Source organism: Pseudomonas sp. AD21 (assembly GCF_002878485.1).
GTDB lineage: Bacteria > Pseudomonadota > Gammaproteobacteria > Pseudomonadales > Pseudomonadaceae > Aquipseudomonas.
The window spans coordinates 19,962-32,847 of the sequence record NZ_NQYG01000021.1; the positions used below are offsets into that span (position 1 = coordinate 19,962).

Annotated in this window: 15 protein-coding genes; 7 read left to right on the forward strand and 8 right to left on the reverse strand. The window is 60.4% G+C overall.

The window, feature by feature from the left end:
• Positions 1 to 162: 162 nt before the first annotated feature.
• Positions 163 to 645, reverse strand: coding sequence for an anti-sigma factor antagonist RssC (gene rssC, locus PseAD21_RS14905; protein WP_003226553.1), 483 nt, complete (start codon positions 643 to 645; stop codon positions 163 to 165).
• The gene (gene rssB, locus PseAD21_RS14910) at positions 642 to 1,826 is read right to left on the reverse strand and encodes a two-component system response regulator RssB (RefSeq protein WP_083368392.1); all 1,185 of its coding nucleotides are present in this window, start codon (positions 1,824 to 1,826) and stop codon (positions 642 to 644) included. Before rssB ends, rssC begins: the two co-directional genes overlap by 4 nt.
• Before the next feature lie 274 nt (positions 1,827 to 2,100).
• Here rssB and PseAD21_RS14915 point away from each other — a divergent pair, with 274 nt between their 5' ends.
• Positions 2,101 to 2,400: a PilZ domain-containing protein gene (locus PseAD21_RS14915; RefSeq protein WP_102356339.1), complete on the forward strand. Its 300-nt coding sequence runs from the start codon at positions 2,101 to 2,103 to the stop codon at positions 2,398 to 2,400.
• A 52-nt stretch (positions 2,401 to 2,452) separates the two neighbouring features.
• Here PseAD21_RS14915 and PseAD21_RS14920 read toward each other — a convergent pair whose 3' ends face one another.
• Positions 2,453 to 3,142: a VacJ family lipoprotein gene (locus tag PseAD21_RS14920; RefSeq protein ID WP_102356340.1), complete on the reverse strand. Its 690-nt coding sequence runs from the start codon at positions 3,140 to 3,142 to the stop codon at positions 2,453 to 2,455.
• Positions 3,143 to 3,340: 198 nt separating this feature from the next.
• Here PseAD21_RS14920 and PseAD21_RS14925 point away from each other — a divergent pair, with 198 nt between their 5' ends.
• Both PseAD21_RS14925 and PseAD21_RS14930 read left to right on the forward strand, forming a co-directional pair.
• The gene (locus PseAD21_RS14925) at positions 3,341 to 3,961 is read left to right on the forward strand and encodes a phosphatase (RefSeq protein ID WP_102356341.1); all 621 of its coding nucleotides are present in this window, start codon (positions 3,341 to 3,343) and stop codon (positions 3,959 to 3,961) included.
• Between the two features lie 109 nt (positions 3,962 to 4,070).
• Positions 4,071 to 4,334, forward strand: coding sequence for a DUF4404 family protein (locus PseAD21_RS14930; RefSeq protein WP_102356342.1), 264 nt, complete (start codon positions 4,071 to 4,073; stop codon positions 4,332 to 4,334).
• A gap of 178 nt (positions 4,335 to 4,512) precedes the next feature.
• Here PseAD21_RS14930 and queF read toward each other — a convergent pair whose 3' ends face one another.
• The gene (gene queF, locus PseAD21_RS14940; protein ID WP_102356344.1) at positions 4,513 to 5,343 is read right to left on the reverse strand and encodes an NADPH-dependent 7-cyano-7-deazaguanine reductase QueF; all 831 of its coding nucleotides are present in this window, start codon (positions 5,341 to 5,343) and stop codon (positions 4,513 to 4,515) included.
• A 61-nt stretch (positions 5,344 to 5,404) separates the two neighbouring features.
• Positions 5,405 to 5,938: a plastocyanin/azurin family copper-binding protein gene (locus PseAD21_RS14945; RefSeq protein ID WP_102356345.1), complete on the reverse strand. Its 534-nt coding sequence runs from the start codon at positions 5,936 to 5,938 to the stop codon at positions 5,405 to 5,407.
• Positions 5,939 to 6,102: 164 nt separating this feature from the next.
• Here PseAD21_RS14945 and PseAD21_RS14950 point away from each other — a divergent pair, with 164 nt between their 5' ends.
• On the forward strand, positions 6,103 to 6,783 hold the full coding sequence (locus PseAD21_RS14950; RefSeq protein ID WP_102356346.1) for a heavy metal response regulator transcription factor: 681 nt from the start codon (positions 6,103 to 6,105) through the stop codon (positions 6,781 to 6,783).
• Positions 6,783 to 8,129, forward strand: a complete 1,347-nt coding sequence (locus tag PseAD21_RS14955) for a heavy metal sensor histidine kinase (protein ID WP_102356347.1) — start codon at positions 6,783 to 6,785, stop codon at positions 8,127 to 8,129. The genes PseAD21_RS14950 and PseAD21_RS14955 overlap by 1 nt, the downstream gene beginning before the upstream one ends.
• Before the next feature lie 86 nt (positions 8,130 to 8,215).
• On the opposite strand, the gene PseAD21_RS14960 is transcribed toward PseAD21_RS14955, so the two are convergent.
• The 3 genes from PseAD21_RS14960 to PseAD21_RS14970 all read right to left on the reverse strand — a co-directional run bounded on the left by PseAD21_RS14960 (position 8,216) and on the right by PseAD21_RS14970 (position 11,465).
• Positions 8,216 to 9,460 carry a lipoprotein-releasing ABC transporter permease subunit gene (locus tag PseAD21_RS14960; RefSeq protein WP_102356348.1) on the reverse strand — a complete coding sequence of 415 codons (1,245 nt, stop codon included), beginning with the start codon at positions 9,458 to 9,460 and terminating at the stop codon, positions 8,216 to 8,218.
• 63 nt (positions 9,461 to 9,523) lie between these two features.
• Entirely contained in the window at positions 9,524 to 10,207 is a 684-nt protein-coding gene (gene lolD, locus PseAD21_RS14965; protein WP_177482384.1) for a lipoprotein-releasing ABC transporter ATP-binding protein LolD, read from the reverse strand.
• A 7-nt stretch (positions 10,208 to 10,214) separates the two neighbouring features.
• A complete protein-coding gene (locus tag PseAD21_RS14970) occupies positions 10,215 to 11,465 on the reverse strand; it encodes a lipoprotein-releasing ABC transporter permease subunit (protein ID WP_102356350.1) in 1,251 nt (416 codons plus the stop codon).
• Between the two features lie 94 nt (positions 11,466 to 11,559).
• Here PseAD21_RS14970 and PseAD21_RS14975 point away from each other — a divergent pair, with 94 nt between their 5' ends.
• Together PseAD21_RS14975 and PseAD21_RS14980 are read left to right on the forward strand one after the other, a co-directional pair.
• Positions 11,560 to 12,141 carry a PilZ domain-containing protein gene (locus PseAD21_RS14975; protein ID WP_102356351.1) on the forward strand — a complete coding sequence of 194 codons (582 nt, stop codon included), beginning with the start codon at positions 11,560 to 11,562 and terminating at the stop codon, positions 12,139 to 12,141.
• Between the two features lie 14 nt (positions 12,142 to 12,155).
• Positions 12,156 to 12,878, forward strand: coding sequence for a glycerophosphodiester phosphodiesterase (locus PseAD21_RS14980; RefSeq protein WP_102356352.1), 723 nt, complete (start codon positions 12,156 to 12,158; stop codon positions 12,876 to 12,878).
• Positions 12,879 to 12,886 lie beyond the last annotated feature (8 nt).

Here is a 12,886-nt window from a genome sequence, read left to right on the forward strand (position 1 = left end):
CGAACCTTCACGGGTTCGCCCTTTTTCATTCTGCATTGAGAGGCGCATTGACTGAACTGAAGCCTTCGCGAGCAAGCTCGCTCCCACAGAGGGAATGCATTTCAAATGTGGGAGCGGGCTTGCTCGCGAAGGGGCCAGCCCAGACAACATCACCTCAGGGGATCAATGCCGCTCTAGGGCATTCACCAGGTCATGGAAGGCTTCACGGTTGGAATCGTTCAGCCCCATGAGGATCTTGTGCGCTTCCAGCACCTTGATCCGCACCACTTCTTCGGATTGATCCTGATCCGGCAGGTCGTCCAGGCACTCGGGGCACGGCACCGGGTGGTTGACGATGTTGAACACCTGCTCGAAGCCCATGGACTGCAGCAGACGCGTGATGTCTTCGTGGGTGGTGACGACAGTCGGCAGCAGGCCGACCTTTTGCCGCGACAGGATCGACAGCTTGGCCAGCAAGCCCAAAGTGGTGCTGTCGATGCTACGGGTTTCGGTCAAATCGATCACGATCGCGTTGAAATTCAACGCGGTGAAGATTTTCTCAATAGTCGCATCCAACGCCGAACACAGGGTCAGGCGAACTTCACCGACGAACTTCAGGACGAAGGTGCCGTCCTGCTCGGCGAACTGGATTCTACCGGTACTCATTGAAGGTTCCTGCTCAACACCAACAGGGCGATATCATCCGGCATCTCCCCTAGCGTGGCCAATCCAAACACTTGCCGCAGACCATCCAGGCTGCCGCCCGCCGACTTCACCCGTTGAGGCAAAGCAGCTTCTTTTTCTTTGAGCGTAGGTTCTGGCAATAGATCCAGAATGCCGTCGGACATCAGCGTCAGGCTGAAGGTCGGTGGCAGCTCAAGCACGTGATCTTCGTAGGTGGCCTCGTTGAACAGGCCCACCGGTAAACCGCGGCCTTCGAGGTAACGAACACTGTCAGGCGTGTACAACACAGGCAACGGCAGATGGCCGCCGATGCTATAGGTCAACAAACCGGTCTCCTCGTCGATGACTCCACCGACCATTGTGACGTGTTTGCCCAGCTTACAACTGATCAGCCCCCGGTTGATATGACCAAGGACTTCCGAAGGCTTGAATTCCGGCAAGGTGCCGTTGCGCTTGGACTCGAACAGCAAGCGCGTGGTCATGAACTTCAACAGCACGGTGACGAACGCCGAAGAGGCGCCATGGCCCGATACGTCGGCCAGGTAGAACGCCACCCGGCGCTCATCGACCCGGAAATAATCGACAAAATCACCCGACAGGTACAACGACGGGATGATCTGGTGGGCAAACTGGAACTCGTCCACGCGCCACGGGCTTTCCGGCAGCATGTTCATCTGCACCTGGCGACCGGCGTTCTGGTCTTCCTGGAGCAGGTTCAGGCTGGCTTCGAGTTCGCGGTTGGCCTTTTCCAGCTTCTCGCGGTAGCGCTGGTTCTCCAGCAGCAGGCGCGCACGATCCAGCGCCCGACGCACGGAATGCTCGAGCACGGCCAGATCTTCGAGAGGCTTGATCAGGTAGTCCGCCGCACCCAGGCGCAGCGCCTCGACCGCGTCGTTCATCACGCCGGCACCCGAAACGACGATCATCGGCGTTTGCGGTGACCGCTCGGTGACCTGACGGATGAGTTCGAGACCGCCCATCTGCGGCATGCGCAGATCGCAGATGACCAAGTCGGGCTTGTCTTGCTCGAATACCTGAAGACCCTGTTGACCGTTGCTGGCCTGCAGGACGCTGAAACCACTGTCTTCCAAATAGGCCGCGAGGCTCGCGCGCACTACTTCGTCATCATCGATTATCAGCAGCGTGGCACTGGTTTTTGGCATGTGGGCAAACGGCGCCAGAATTAGGTTGGCGTAGCAGGCGGGGCATCGGCCCGGCTCAGACTACTGGATTCGCTTTCTAGCCTCTCTGCTGCACCGCTTTCGAGCATTGGCCCGGAACACGATTGCACCAGAGGTGCCCTTCTAAGGCGCAGACGGTACTCCCATCCGCGGGGCGTTTCAAGCATGCGCCGATGGTCGCTTGACGACTTTACTTGTCAAATCACCGAGAGTTATAAGAACAGCTCGAACCGTAACCCAATGGAAGGACAAAGCCATGAGTCAAACCGGTCGGGACTACAGCGAAAAGCGCGATTTCATCCGCATGCGGGTCGATGCCGATGTCGTGCTGATTCATGAAGGGGATGAGGTGTCAGGCGTGTGCATCGACCTCTCCAGCAGTGGCATGCAGGTCGAAGCGCCGCGCCAGTTCGCGGTCGGCGACCGTTTGAACGTGCGTATCGACTCCGATCATGCGGCGCTGAGCGGGCTGGAAGCGGACACCGAGGTGGTCTGGGTCAAGGCCCAGGAAGGCGACAGCCAGAAGCTCGGCCTGACCATCTTGAAGATGAAATAAGCGCACACAAAAAAGGCGGCCTCATCGGCCGCCTTGTTTTTATCGGTCGAGCTTAAAAATCGTCTTCGACCTGACCATCCTTGACCTTGAACTCGCGGTTCTGCAGGTACGCATTGCGGATGAAGGTGTACTTGTCGCCGCTGATCAGCTTCTCGCTCGACAGCAGGCTGGCGCGGGTGTCGACGATGTTCAGGCCGAACGTCGAGTTACGCACCGGAATGTCGTTGATGTAGCGGTACGGACCGGTGTAGCTGTCGACGTATTTCGACGGTGCATCACGCAGGGTGCTTGGGCCGAGCAACGGCAGCATCACGTACGGACCGCTGCTGACACCCCAATAGCCGAGGGTCTGGCCGAAGTCTTCGTCGCTGCGATGCAGGCCCATTTTGGTGCCGACGTCGAAGAAGCCCAGCAGGCCGAAGGTGGTGTTGAAGATGATACGCGCGGTATCGACACCGGCCGCTGCAGGTTTGGCCTGCAGAATGTTGTTCGCCAGGTTGGTGACGTCACCGACGTTGCGGAACATGTTGTGGATGCCGTCTTCGAGGAACTGCGGCGTCACGTATTCATAACCCTGCGCAATCGGCTTGAGCGCGTAGGTGTCGACGAAGTCGTTGAACTGGAAGATCGGGCGGTTGACGCTTTCCCAAGGATCTTCTTCCGTTGCGGCGTTGGCGGCGAACGGAACCAGCAAGACGCTGGCACATACACATAGCTGAGCGAGAGGGTTGCTCCAGCGCATAGAAAAGCTCCTTGGATTTTTACTGGCGCGGGCACCGTCGGCCCAAGCGTTAAGACCGCTAGTATAAGCGCAAAAGCCATTTTGGGCAGTCCACCCGTGAACAGTAGTGTAGGACGTTTCCTGAAGCCTCCTTCACACGCTTGTCATCCAACTGTCACCGGCGTCCCCTAACCTCATGACTATTTCAGGGACGTTTTCATGACACACGCTGAAGCCTTGCCTGTCGCCGCACCCGGTCTGACCGCCGTGCTGTTCGGACTCAGCGGTTGCCTGGTGGATTTCGGTGCCCGCGCCCAGCAACACGCTAGCGCGCTGCCCGAGCACGCCGACGCCACACCCGGTGCCCTCGACAGCTTGCTCAGTTTGCAGCGCCAGCAGATCCCCTGCGCCTGGATCGATGAGTTGCCCCCTGCCCTCGCGCGACCGCTGTCGGCCGCGCTGCCGGCGTGGATCGAACCGACGCAACATTCAGCAACAATCAACCCATGGCCGGCGCCGAATGCCTGCTGGCAAGCGCTGATGGGGTTGAACGTCAGTCGTCTGGACGGCTGCGTACTGGTCAGCGGTGAGCCTCGATTGCTGCAATCAGGCCTCAACGCCGGGCTGTGGACCATTGGCCTGGCGTCCTGCGGTTCGTTGTGCGGCCTGTCGCCGAGCGAGTGGCAAGCCCTGAGCCAGAAGGAACGCGAACAGCGGCGCGGCAAGGCAACCCTGCAGCTGTTCGGGCTAGGCGTGCATTCGGTGATCGATCATCTGGGCGAACTCGACACCTGTCTGGCCGACATCAGCCTGCGCCGCCTCAAAGGCGAAAAGCCCTGATCGGGATCATGCAGGTTGAAGCAGAGTGGATTAATCTAAAGGTCAGCCATAGACCTTTGGCGCGCGGCTGCGGTCAATGCCAGTGCCTCTTGATAAAAGGAATCACACCATGCCCGCCCAAGAACTGCAAAAACAACTCGACACCCTGCGCGAGCAACTGGAGCAGAATCCGCCGCTGTCGGAAGCTGAACGTGAGGATCTGCATGCGCTGATGGCGCAGATCGAACTGGAACTTGAACTCGAAACCAAGACCAAAGATTCCAACATTGCCGACGGCGTGAATCTGGCCGTTGAACGCTTTGAGGTTGACCATCCCACCATCGCCGGCACCCTGCGCAATATCGTCAATGCGCTGGGCAGCATGGGTATCTGATCGCCCTCCCGCTGAAATGCAAAAAGCCCTGCCAGTGATGGCAGGGCTTTTTCATGGGCGCGATTCGAAACGCAGTCCTTTGTAGGAGTGAGCCTGCTCGCGATAGCGGTGTGTCAGTCGACATCAATGTTGAATGTCAGTGCGCTATCGCGAGCAGGCGAACGCCTACAGGGGTTGTTTACTGGCGCACCAAGCGATGGTTCGGCAGTTGTACCGCTTCAGTACTGCGATACGGGTTGATGTCCAGCCCGCCGCGACGTACATAGCGCGCAAACACCGTGAGTTTCTCCGGCTTCAGCAGACGCTGCAGATCAAGGAAGATCCGCTCCACGCACTGCTCATGGAAGTCCGAGTGCTGGCGGAAGCTGACGATGTATTCCAGCAGGCTGGCGTGATCCAGCGCCGCGCCGCGATATTCCACCACAACGCTGCCCCAGTCCGGCTGACTGGTCACCGGGCAGTTGGATTTGAGCAGATGGCTGTGCACGCTCTCCTCGACAATTTTCGAATCATCGCAACGCAGCAGCTCCGGACGCGGATGCTCATAGTTGCTGACGCGGATGTCCAGATCGTCGATGCACACGCCCGGCAACGCCACGACGCCTTCGGCCTCGACATCCTTCAGGCTGCGCACCCGCACGCCGACCGGTTTGCCGGCAGCGGCGGACAGGTCTTTGACCAGCGTCGCTTCCAGGCTCGCGATGTCGGCAAATGGTGTCTGGTTCAGCGAGTTCAGGTACAGCTTGAACGACTTGGACTCGATGATGTTCGGCGAATCGGCCGGAATACTGAACTCACCAATCGCCACCACCGGTTTGCCCGACGGCAGCAGCCACGACAGCTCGAAGCAGTTCCAGAAATCCACACCTTGGTACGGCAGGGTGTCGGCGGTCAGGCCCAGTTCGGCCCACTTCGCGGTGCGCGGAATCGGGAACAGCAGGGACGGCGTGTACGTGGCGATGTATTCGCTGGATTTGCCCAGCGGCGAATGTTCGGCTGCGGGATGCATGGCGGAAACCTGACTGAATAATCAGCGGATTCTACCAGCCTTTGCTCCCGCCTTTGAGTGCTTACTGACTGACAGTCAGTTTGCCGACCATGCCGGCCTGGTAATGTCCGGGAATATTGCAGGCGAACTCCAGGCTGGTGGCCTTGTTGAAAGTCCAGGTCAGTTCGGCGGTTTTGCCTGGCTCGACCAGCACGCTGTTCGGGTCGTCGTGCTTCATGCCGTGGCCCATGGCCGCGTGATCCATGCCTGCCATGTCGTGGGACATTTCTTTCATCCCGGTAGGCGTGAGCATGCCACTTTGCTGCATTTGCAGCATTTCCTGCTGGTGTCTGGCATGCATCGCCGCGTCACCGAGGTTGAATTCATGCAGCAACTGGCCTTTATTCAGCAGCACAAAGCGAACCGTCTCACCGGCCTTGACCTGAATGGACTTGGGGTCGAACGACATGTCGTTCAGCACCACTTCGATGCTGCGGGTGGCCTTGGCCGCCGGTGCCGGCTGACCGAAGTCATACGTGTGCGCGGGCGCGGCCCAGACAGGTGAACTCAGCGCCAGCAAACAGGCGGCGACGGCCAGAGGGTTGCGCAAAAACATAGTCATACTCCAACAAGAAAAGGTTCAGCCTGTGGGAAACTCTAGCCCGCCTGCGCTGGCAGCTACCTGACAGGCAGATTACAACTTTGTCAGCTTGGCGCCTGTCGCCTGCGCTCACGGTATAAAGCTTTCGTTTCCAGAACCTGAATCAACCCGAGCCGCCCATGAAACTGCTGATCGTCGAAGACCAACCGAAAACCGGCCACTACCTGCGCCAGGGGCTGACCGAGGCCGGGTTCAACACGGAACTGGTGGCCGACGGCAACAGCGGCCAGCAACTGGCCTTGAGCGGTGATTATGCGCTGCTGATCCTCGACGTGATGCTGCCCGGACGCAGTGGCTGGCAGATCCTGCAAGCGGTGCGCAGCGCCGGCCTCGACACGCCGGTGCTGTTTCTGACCGCCAAGGATGCCGTGGAGGACCGGGTTCATGGCCTCGAACTCGGCGCCGACGACTATCTGGTCAAACCGTTTGCCTTCTCCGAATTGCTGGCCCGGGTGCGCAGCCTGCTGCGTCGAGGCAGCGCCACGCCACAGGAAACCAGCCTGCAACTGGCCGATCTGCGCCTGGACCTGATTCGCCGCCGCGTCGAACGTAGCGGCCAACGTATCGACCTGACCGCCAAGGAGTTCGCCCTGCTGGAAATGCTCCTGCGCCGTCAGGGTGAAGTGCTGCCCAAATCGCTGATTGCCTCGCAGGTCTGGGACATGAACTTCGACAGCGACACCAACGTGATCGAAGTGGCGATCCGCCGCCTGCGCCTGAAGATCGACGATGATTTCCCCGACAAACTGATCCACACCGTACGCGGCATGGGTTACGTGCTTGAAGAGCGTCCCGCCTGATGCGTCGTCTGTCCCTGAGTTCTCGTCTGGCTTTGCTGTTCGCCGCCTGCACCGCCGTGGTCTCGCTGTTTGCCGGCGTACTGTTCAGCCGCGCCAGCGAAACGCACTTCATCGAACTCGACCAGCAACTGCTGGACGGCAAGCTGATCGGCCTGCGCCGGGCCTTGCAGGATGTGCAACCCGGCCAACGTGAGGCGCGGCTGGCGGATGAGCTGAGCCGCCAGGCCGATCTGGCGCTGCGCATTACTGGCAGTGACGGCCAACGCTGGTACGACAGTTCGACGCAGATCCCTGCAGAGTTGCCAAAACAATCCGGCCTGGCGACCGTGAGTCAGGAAGGCACTGACTATCGGGTGCTCAACGCCCCGCTCTACCCGGACAAAACCGACTCGCCACAACTGACGCTGTTGCTGGACATCACCCACCACCAGCATTTCCTGCAGCGCATGCAGCATCTGATCTGGCTGACCGTCGGGTTGTCGGCATTGGCCACCGCGTTGCTCGGTGCCTGGGCAGCGCGTAGCGGTCTGCGTCCACTGCGGCGCATGAGTGCTGTCGCCCGTGGGATTTCAGCACAATCGCTCAACGCCCGACTGCCGGAAGCGCACATGCCGCCAGAGCTTGCGGAAATGGCCCACAGCTTCAACGCCATGCTCGGACGCCTCGACGACTCGTTTCAACGGTTGTCGGCGTTCTCTGCCGACATCGCCCATGAACTGCGTACACCGCTGTCGAACCTGCTGACCCACACTCAGGTCACCCTCACCCGCCCACGCCCGATCGAAGATTATCGCGAAGCCCTGCACAGCAACCTCGAAGAGCTGCAATGGATGGCGCAACTGGTCAACGACATGCTGTACCTGGCCAAGGCGGACCATGGTTTGCTGATGCCCAAGCGCGAGCCGCTGGAGTTGGCGGATGAGACCGATGTGCTGCTGGAGTTTTTTGCGCCCTTGGCTGAGGACGCCGGGGTGACGCTGAGTCGCGAAGGCCTGGCGCGCATTGAGGGTGATCGCAGCATGCTGCGTCGGGCCTTGTCGAACTTGCTGGATAACGCGTTGCGCTTTACCCCGGCGGCGGGCTTTGTGAGCTTGCGGATCGTTGATCAACCGAACGCGGTACGCATTTCAGTCGAGAACAGTGGCGAAGGGATTTCAGCGGAGTTGTTGCCACGGCTGTTTGACCGGTTTTATCGGGCCGATCCGGCGCGGCAGGAAGGCAGCAGTGAACATGCGGGGCTGGGGCTGGCGATTACGCAATCGATCGTTCGGGCCCATGGTGGGCAGATTCATTGCGAATCTGAAGCAGGATGGACGCGGTTTGTGATTGAGCTGCCTCGAACCTGATCGTTCCCACGCTCTGCGTGGGAATGCAGCCCGGGACGTCCGTTGAGGCATTCCCACGCAGAGCGTGGGAACGAGCATGGAGTCGCTTACGAATATCTCAATGCGTGAGCCGGCTCGATCTTCGCCGCCCGCAACGCCGGATACACCGTCGCCAGGAAGCTCAGAATAAAGCCTGCCGAGCAAATCAACAGCACGTCCCCACCCTGCAATTCCGAAGGCAGGTTACTGACGAAATACACGTCGGAACTGAAGATGTGCTGCCCGGTGACCCGCTCGACCCAGCCGACCATCTCACTGACGTTCAGCGCGGCAATCACGCCGAGCACGCCGCCGATAATGGTCCCGACAATGCCGATCACCGTGCCCTGCACCATGAAGATCGCCATGATCTGCCGCGGCGTGGCACCGATGGTGCGCAGGATCGCGATGTCCGCGCCCTTGTCGTTCACCACCATGATCAGCGTGGCGATGATGTTGAACGCCGCCACCGCGACGATCATCAGCAACAGCAGGCCGATCATGGTTTTTTCCATTTTCATCGCGCTGAACAGACTGCCCTGGGTGTGGGTCCAGTCGTCAGCCTTGAACTCGGCGCCCAGGCCTGCGGCGATGTCCGAAGAGACTTTCGGCGCGGCGTACAGGTCCTTTACCGCCAGACGCACGCTTTGCACCTGATTCGGCTGCCAGTGCTGCATGGTTGCGGCATCGGCGACGTGGATCAGGCCCATGGAACCGTCCAGCTCGGCACCGACCTTGAACACACCGACCACGTTCAGACGCTGCATGCGTGGGGTGATGCCGCCCGGTGCGGTGCTGACTTCCGGCACGATCAGGGTGATCTTGTCACCGACGTTGAGGCGGAAGCGGCGCGCGGTGATTTCACCGATCACCACGCCGAATTCGCCCGGTTTCAGGTCATCGAGACGGCCCTGCACAATGTGCTGGGCGACAATCGATACCTTGCCTTCCTGGGCCGGGTCGACGCCGCTGATCTGGATCGGCTGCATCAAGCCCTTGTAGGAGAGCATGCCTTCCATCTCGGTGAACGGCACGGCGGCGGTCACTTCAGGATTTTTCAGCGCGGCGGCGGCCACCGGTTGCCAGTCATCAATCGGCTTTACGCCGACGATGGTCGCGTGCGGCACCATGCCGAGGATCCGCGAGCTCATCTCGCGCTGGAAGCCGTTCATCACCGACAGCACCACGATCATCGCCAGCACGCCGAGGGCGAGCCCGATCATCGAGGTCATCGAAATGAACGAAACAAAGCGATTGCGGCGCTTGGCGCGGGTATAGCGCGTGCCGATAAAGATCGATAACGGTCTGAACATTCGCTGGGGCACCGTATAAAAATAAAAAACCCGATGCCTTTACAGGCAGCGGGTGTCGGTCGGTCAGATGGCGGTCAGGCAACCTTCCTGCAACTGCAGGACGCGATCCATCTGGCGGGCCAGGTTCATGTCGTGAGTCACCACCAGGAACGCCGTGCGCATCGAGGTGCTGAGTTCCAGCATCAGATCCTGAATGCCTTCGGCAGTGTGCGAGTCGAGGTTGCCGGTCGGTTCATCAAGCATCACCAGGCCTGGATTGTTCACCAGCGCCCGGGCGATGGCCACACGCTGGCGTTCGCCACCGGACAGTTCCGCCGGTTTGTGCTCCAGACGATGACCCAGCCCTACGCGCTCCAGCAATGCCGTGGCGCGCTGACGCGCCTCGGGGATCGCGGTCTTGCCGATCAGCAGCGGCATGCAGACGTTTTCCAGCGCGGTGAATTCCGGCAGCAAGTGGTGAAACTGGTACACGAACCCGAGGGCGCGGTTACGCAGCAGGCCACGCTTCTTCTCGCTCAGTGCCGAGAGCTCTTCACCATCGAGCCAGACGCTGCCCTGGGTGGGCGTGTCGAGGCCGCCCAGCAGGTTGAGCAAGGTACTTTTGCCCGAACCGGACTTGCCGACGATCGCCACACGCTCGCCCGGGTGCAACTCCAGTTGCAAACCGGCCAACACTTGCACCGACTCAGGACCTTCCTCGTAGGATTTGCCCAGGTTGCGGCAGCTCAAGATTGCTTTATCACTCATGCCCGACTCACTCATAACGTAGCGCCTCCGCCGGCTGGGTGCGCGCAGCACGCCAGGCGGGATACAGGGTGGCGAGGAAACTCAGGACCAACGCAGCGGCGCAAACCATGACCACGTCCTGGCTCTGCACCTGCGACGGCAGGTAATCGATGAAGTACACGTCGGCGTTGAGGAATTTGTGGCCGATCAGCCCTTCGAGGGCGGAAATTGCGGCGCTGACATTGAGCGCGGCGAAGATCCCGACCACCGCGCCAATGGCCGTACCGACCACGCCAATCACCGTGCCTTGCACCATGAACGTGCGCATGATCGTCCCCGGCGTGGCGCCAAGGGTACGCAGAATGGCGATGTCGCTCTTCTTGTCGTTCACCACCATCACCAGCGTGGAAATGATATTGAACGCGGCCACCGCGACGATCAGCAGCAACAGCAGGCCGATCATGGCTTTTTCCATGCGAATCGCCTGATACAGATTGCCGTGGGTACGGGTCCAGTCGCGGGCGTAGTAATGGTCTTCGCCCAACTGCTGGGCGATGGTCCAGGCCACGCGCGGCGCCTGGAACAGATCATCGAACTTCAACCGGATGCCCTGCACCTGATCAGGCTTCCAGCGGTGCATCTTCGCCAGATCCTGCAGGTTGGTGACGCCCAGATAGCCATCCAGCTCACCGGCGCCGACATGGAAGATGCCGACCACGGTGAAGCGCTTCATGCGCGGGAACATCCCGGCTGGGGTCACGCTGACTTCCGGCGCGACGAAGGTGACCTTGTCACCGAGGCCCACGCCCAGCTTGGTCGCGGCCTTGTCGCCGATGACGATGCCGAAGCTGCCCGGCGTCAAATCGTCGAGTTTGCCCTGCTTCATGAAGTTGTCGATGATCGACACGTTGCGCTCCAGCGCAGGGTCGATGGCGTTGAGCAACACTTTGGACACCTGACCGTTGTTGGTCAGCAAGCCCTGCATCTGGGTGAACGGCGCAACGGCCGTCACCTCCGGGTTGCGTTTGACCTTGGCGGCCAGGCTTTGCCAATCGTTGATTGGCTCGCCAGATTCAAGGGTCGCGTGGGGCACCATGCCCAGCACGCGGGTGCGCATCTCATGATCGAAGCCGTTCATCACCGATAGCACCACGATCATCACGACCACGCCAAGGGCGAGCCCGATCATCGAAGTCAGGGAAATGAAAGACACAAAATGATTGCGACGCTTTGCACGGGTATAACGCGTGCCGATAAATACGAAGAGAGGTCTGAACATGTCGGGGCTTGTTCGGAGGGAAAAGGAACGTCCTTGTGGCGGGGGTCGATAACCAGCTTTACACTCAGACCACCGCCGCTACCATGGGTTCGCCATGTCGACATTAGATGAAGAAGATCGCCGCGAATACTACCGTATCGAGGACACGATCGCACTGGAAATTCGGCCCCTGTCCGCTCCCGAAGCCGCAGGCCAGGAAGTGTTGCAGGATGCTTCCCCGCTGTTCAACCTGCTCAGCGAACTGCACCTGAGCGAATTCGAGTCGCAGCACCTGTTGCGCCAGATCAGCGAACGCGATCGGGCCATTGCCGCGTTCCTCAAATCCCAGAACAAACGCATCGACCTGCTCAGCCAGGTGGTCGCCCTGCCCGTGCTCGGCCACATCGGCGAGCCGCAACCGGTGATCATTTCCGAAGGCGGGATCGACTTTCAGCACCCGACAGCGCTCGCCAGCGGCGCGCACCTGTCGGTCAAACTGGTGCTGATGCCCCAGGCGCTCGGCCTGCTGCTGCGTGCCCGTGTCACCCATTGCGACCGCAAGGGCGACGGCTACGACGTCGGCACCGAGTTCGAACACTTGACCGACGCCCAGCGCCAGTTGCTCGCCCGTTATATCTTGCAGAAGCAGGCCCAGGAACGACGCCTGGCTCGCGAACAGAACGAATCCGGCATTTAAATTAAGGAAGCACCGTGACCCTCATCTACGGCCACCGCGGCGCCAAGGGCGAAGCACCGGAAAATACCCTGAGCAGTTTTCAGGAATGTCTCAAGCACGGCGTACGCCGTTGCGAACTGGATCTGCACCTGTCCAAGGACGGCGAGTTGATGGTCATCCACGACCCGACCCTCAAGCGCACCACTGACCGTCGCGGCAAGGTGGTCGAGCACTCCGCCGCCGAGTTGGTGACCTACGACGCGCGCAAGGGCGGCCCGGGCTGGATCAAGCCGTGCCCGATTCCGACGCTGGAAGAGTTGTTCGAGAAGTGTGATTTCGAGCACTGGCAACTGGAAGTCAAAAGTGCCTCGCGCACCCGCGCCGCAACCACGGTGCTGGCGATTCGCGAAATGGCCCAGCGTCACGGCCTGCTCGACAAGGTGACGATCACCTCGAGTTCGCGGGAAGTATTGAAAGCGGCGCTGGATCTGGTGCCGGACGTGTCACGGGGACTGGTGGCCGAGTACGCCTGGCTCGACCCGTTGAAGGTCGCGGCCAGCTATGGCTGTGAGATTCTGGCGTTGAACTGGACGCTGTGTACGCCGGAACGCCTGCAGAAGGCGCAGCGTCAGGGGCTGCATGTGTCGGTGTGGACCGTCAACGAGCCTGCGCTGATGCGCAGACTCGCCGACTTCGGCGTTGACAGCCTGATTACAGACTTTCCCGGTTTGGCCACTGCCACCCTCGAGAATTGCTGAAATCGGTC

What these genes read in the sequence shown, in the direction of transcription:
- rssB (WP_083368392.1), bottom strand. Translation starts at nt 1,826, where the DNA reads ATGCCAAAAACCAGTGCCACGCTGCTGATAATCGATGATGACGAAGTA.
- PseAD21_RS14955 (WP_102356347.1), top strand. Translation starts at nt 6,783, where the DNA reads ATGCGTCGTCTGTCCCTGAGTTCTCGTCTGGCTTTGCTGTTCGCCGCC.
- PseAD21_RS14930 (WP_102356342.1), top strand. Translation starts at nt 4,071, where the DNA reads ATGCCCGCCCAAGAACTGCAAAAACAACTCGACACCCTGCGCGAGCAA.
- PseAD21_RS14945 (WP_102356345.1), bottom strand. Translation starts at nt 5,938, where the DNA reads ATGTTTTTGCGCAACCCTCTGGCCGTCGCCGCCTGTTTGCTGGCGCTG.
- PseAD21_RS14960 (WP_102356348.1), bottom strand. Translation starts at nt 9,460, where the DNA reads ATGTTCAGACCGTTATCGATCTTTATCGGCACGCGCTATACCCGCGCC.
- PseAD21_RS14975 (WP_102356351.1), top strand. Translation starts at nt 11,560, where the DNA reads ATGTCGACATTAGATGAAGAAGATCGCCGCGAATACTACCGTATCGAG.
- PseAD21_RS14950 (WP_102356346.1), top strand. Translation starts at nt 6,103, where the DNA reads ATGAAACTGCTGATCGTCGAAGACCAACCGAAAACCGGCCACTACCTG.
- PseAD21_RS14925 (WP_102356341.1), top strand. Translation starts at nt 3,341, where the DNA reads ATGACACACGCTGAAGCCTTGCCTGTCGCCGCACCCGGTCTGACCGCC.
- PseAD21_RS14970 (WP_102356350.1), bottom strand. Translation starts at nt 11,465, where the DNA reads ATGTTCAGACCTCTCTTCGTATTTATCGGCACGCGTTATACCCGTGCA.
- queF (WP_102356344.1), bottom strand. Translation starts at nt 5,343, where the DNA reads ATGCATCCCGCAGCCGAACATTCGCCGCTGGGCAAATCCAGCGAATAC.
- PseAD21_RS14920 (WP_102356340.1), bottom strand. Translation starts at nt 3,142, where the DNA reads ATGCGCTGGAGCAACCCTCTCGCTCAGCTATGTGTATGTGCCAGCGTC.
- lolD (WP_177482384.1), bottom strand. Translation starts at nt 10,207, where the DNA reads ATGAGTGATAAAGCAATCTTGAGCTGCCGCAACCTGGGCAAATCCTAC.
- PseAD21_RS14915 (WP_102356339.1), top strand. Translation starts at nt 2,101, where the DNA reads ATGAGTCAAACCGGTCGGGACTACAGCGAAAAGCGCGATTTCATCCGC.
- rssC (WP_003226553.1), bottom strand. Translation starts at nt 645, where the DNA reads ATGAGTACCGGTAGAATCCAGTTCGCCGAGCAGGACGGCACCTTCGTC.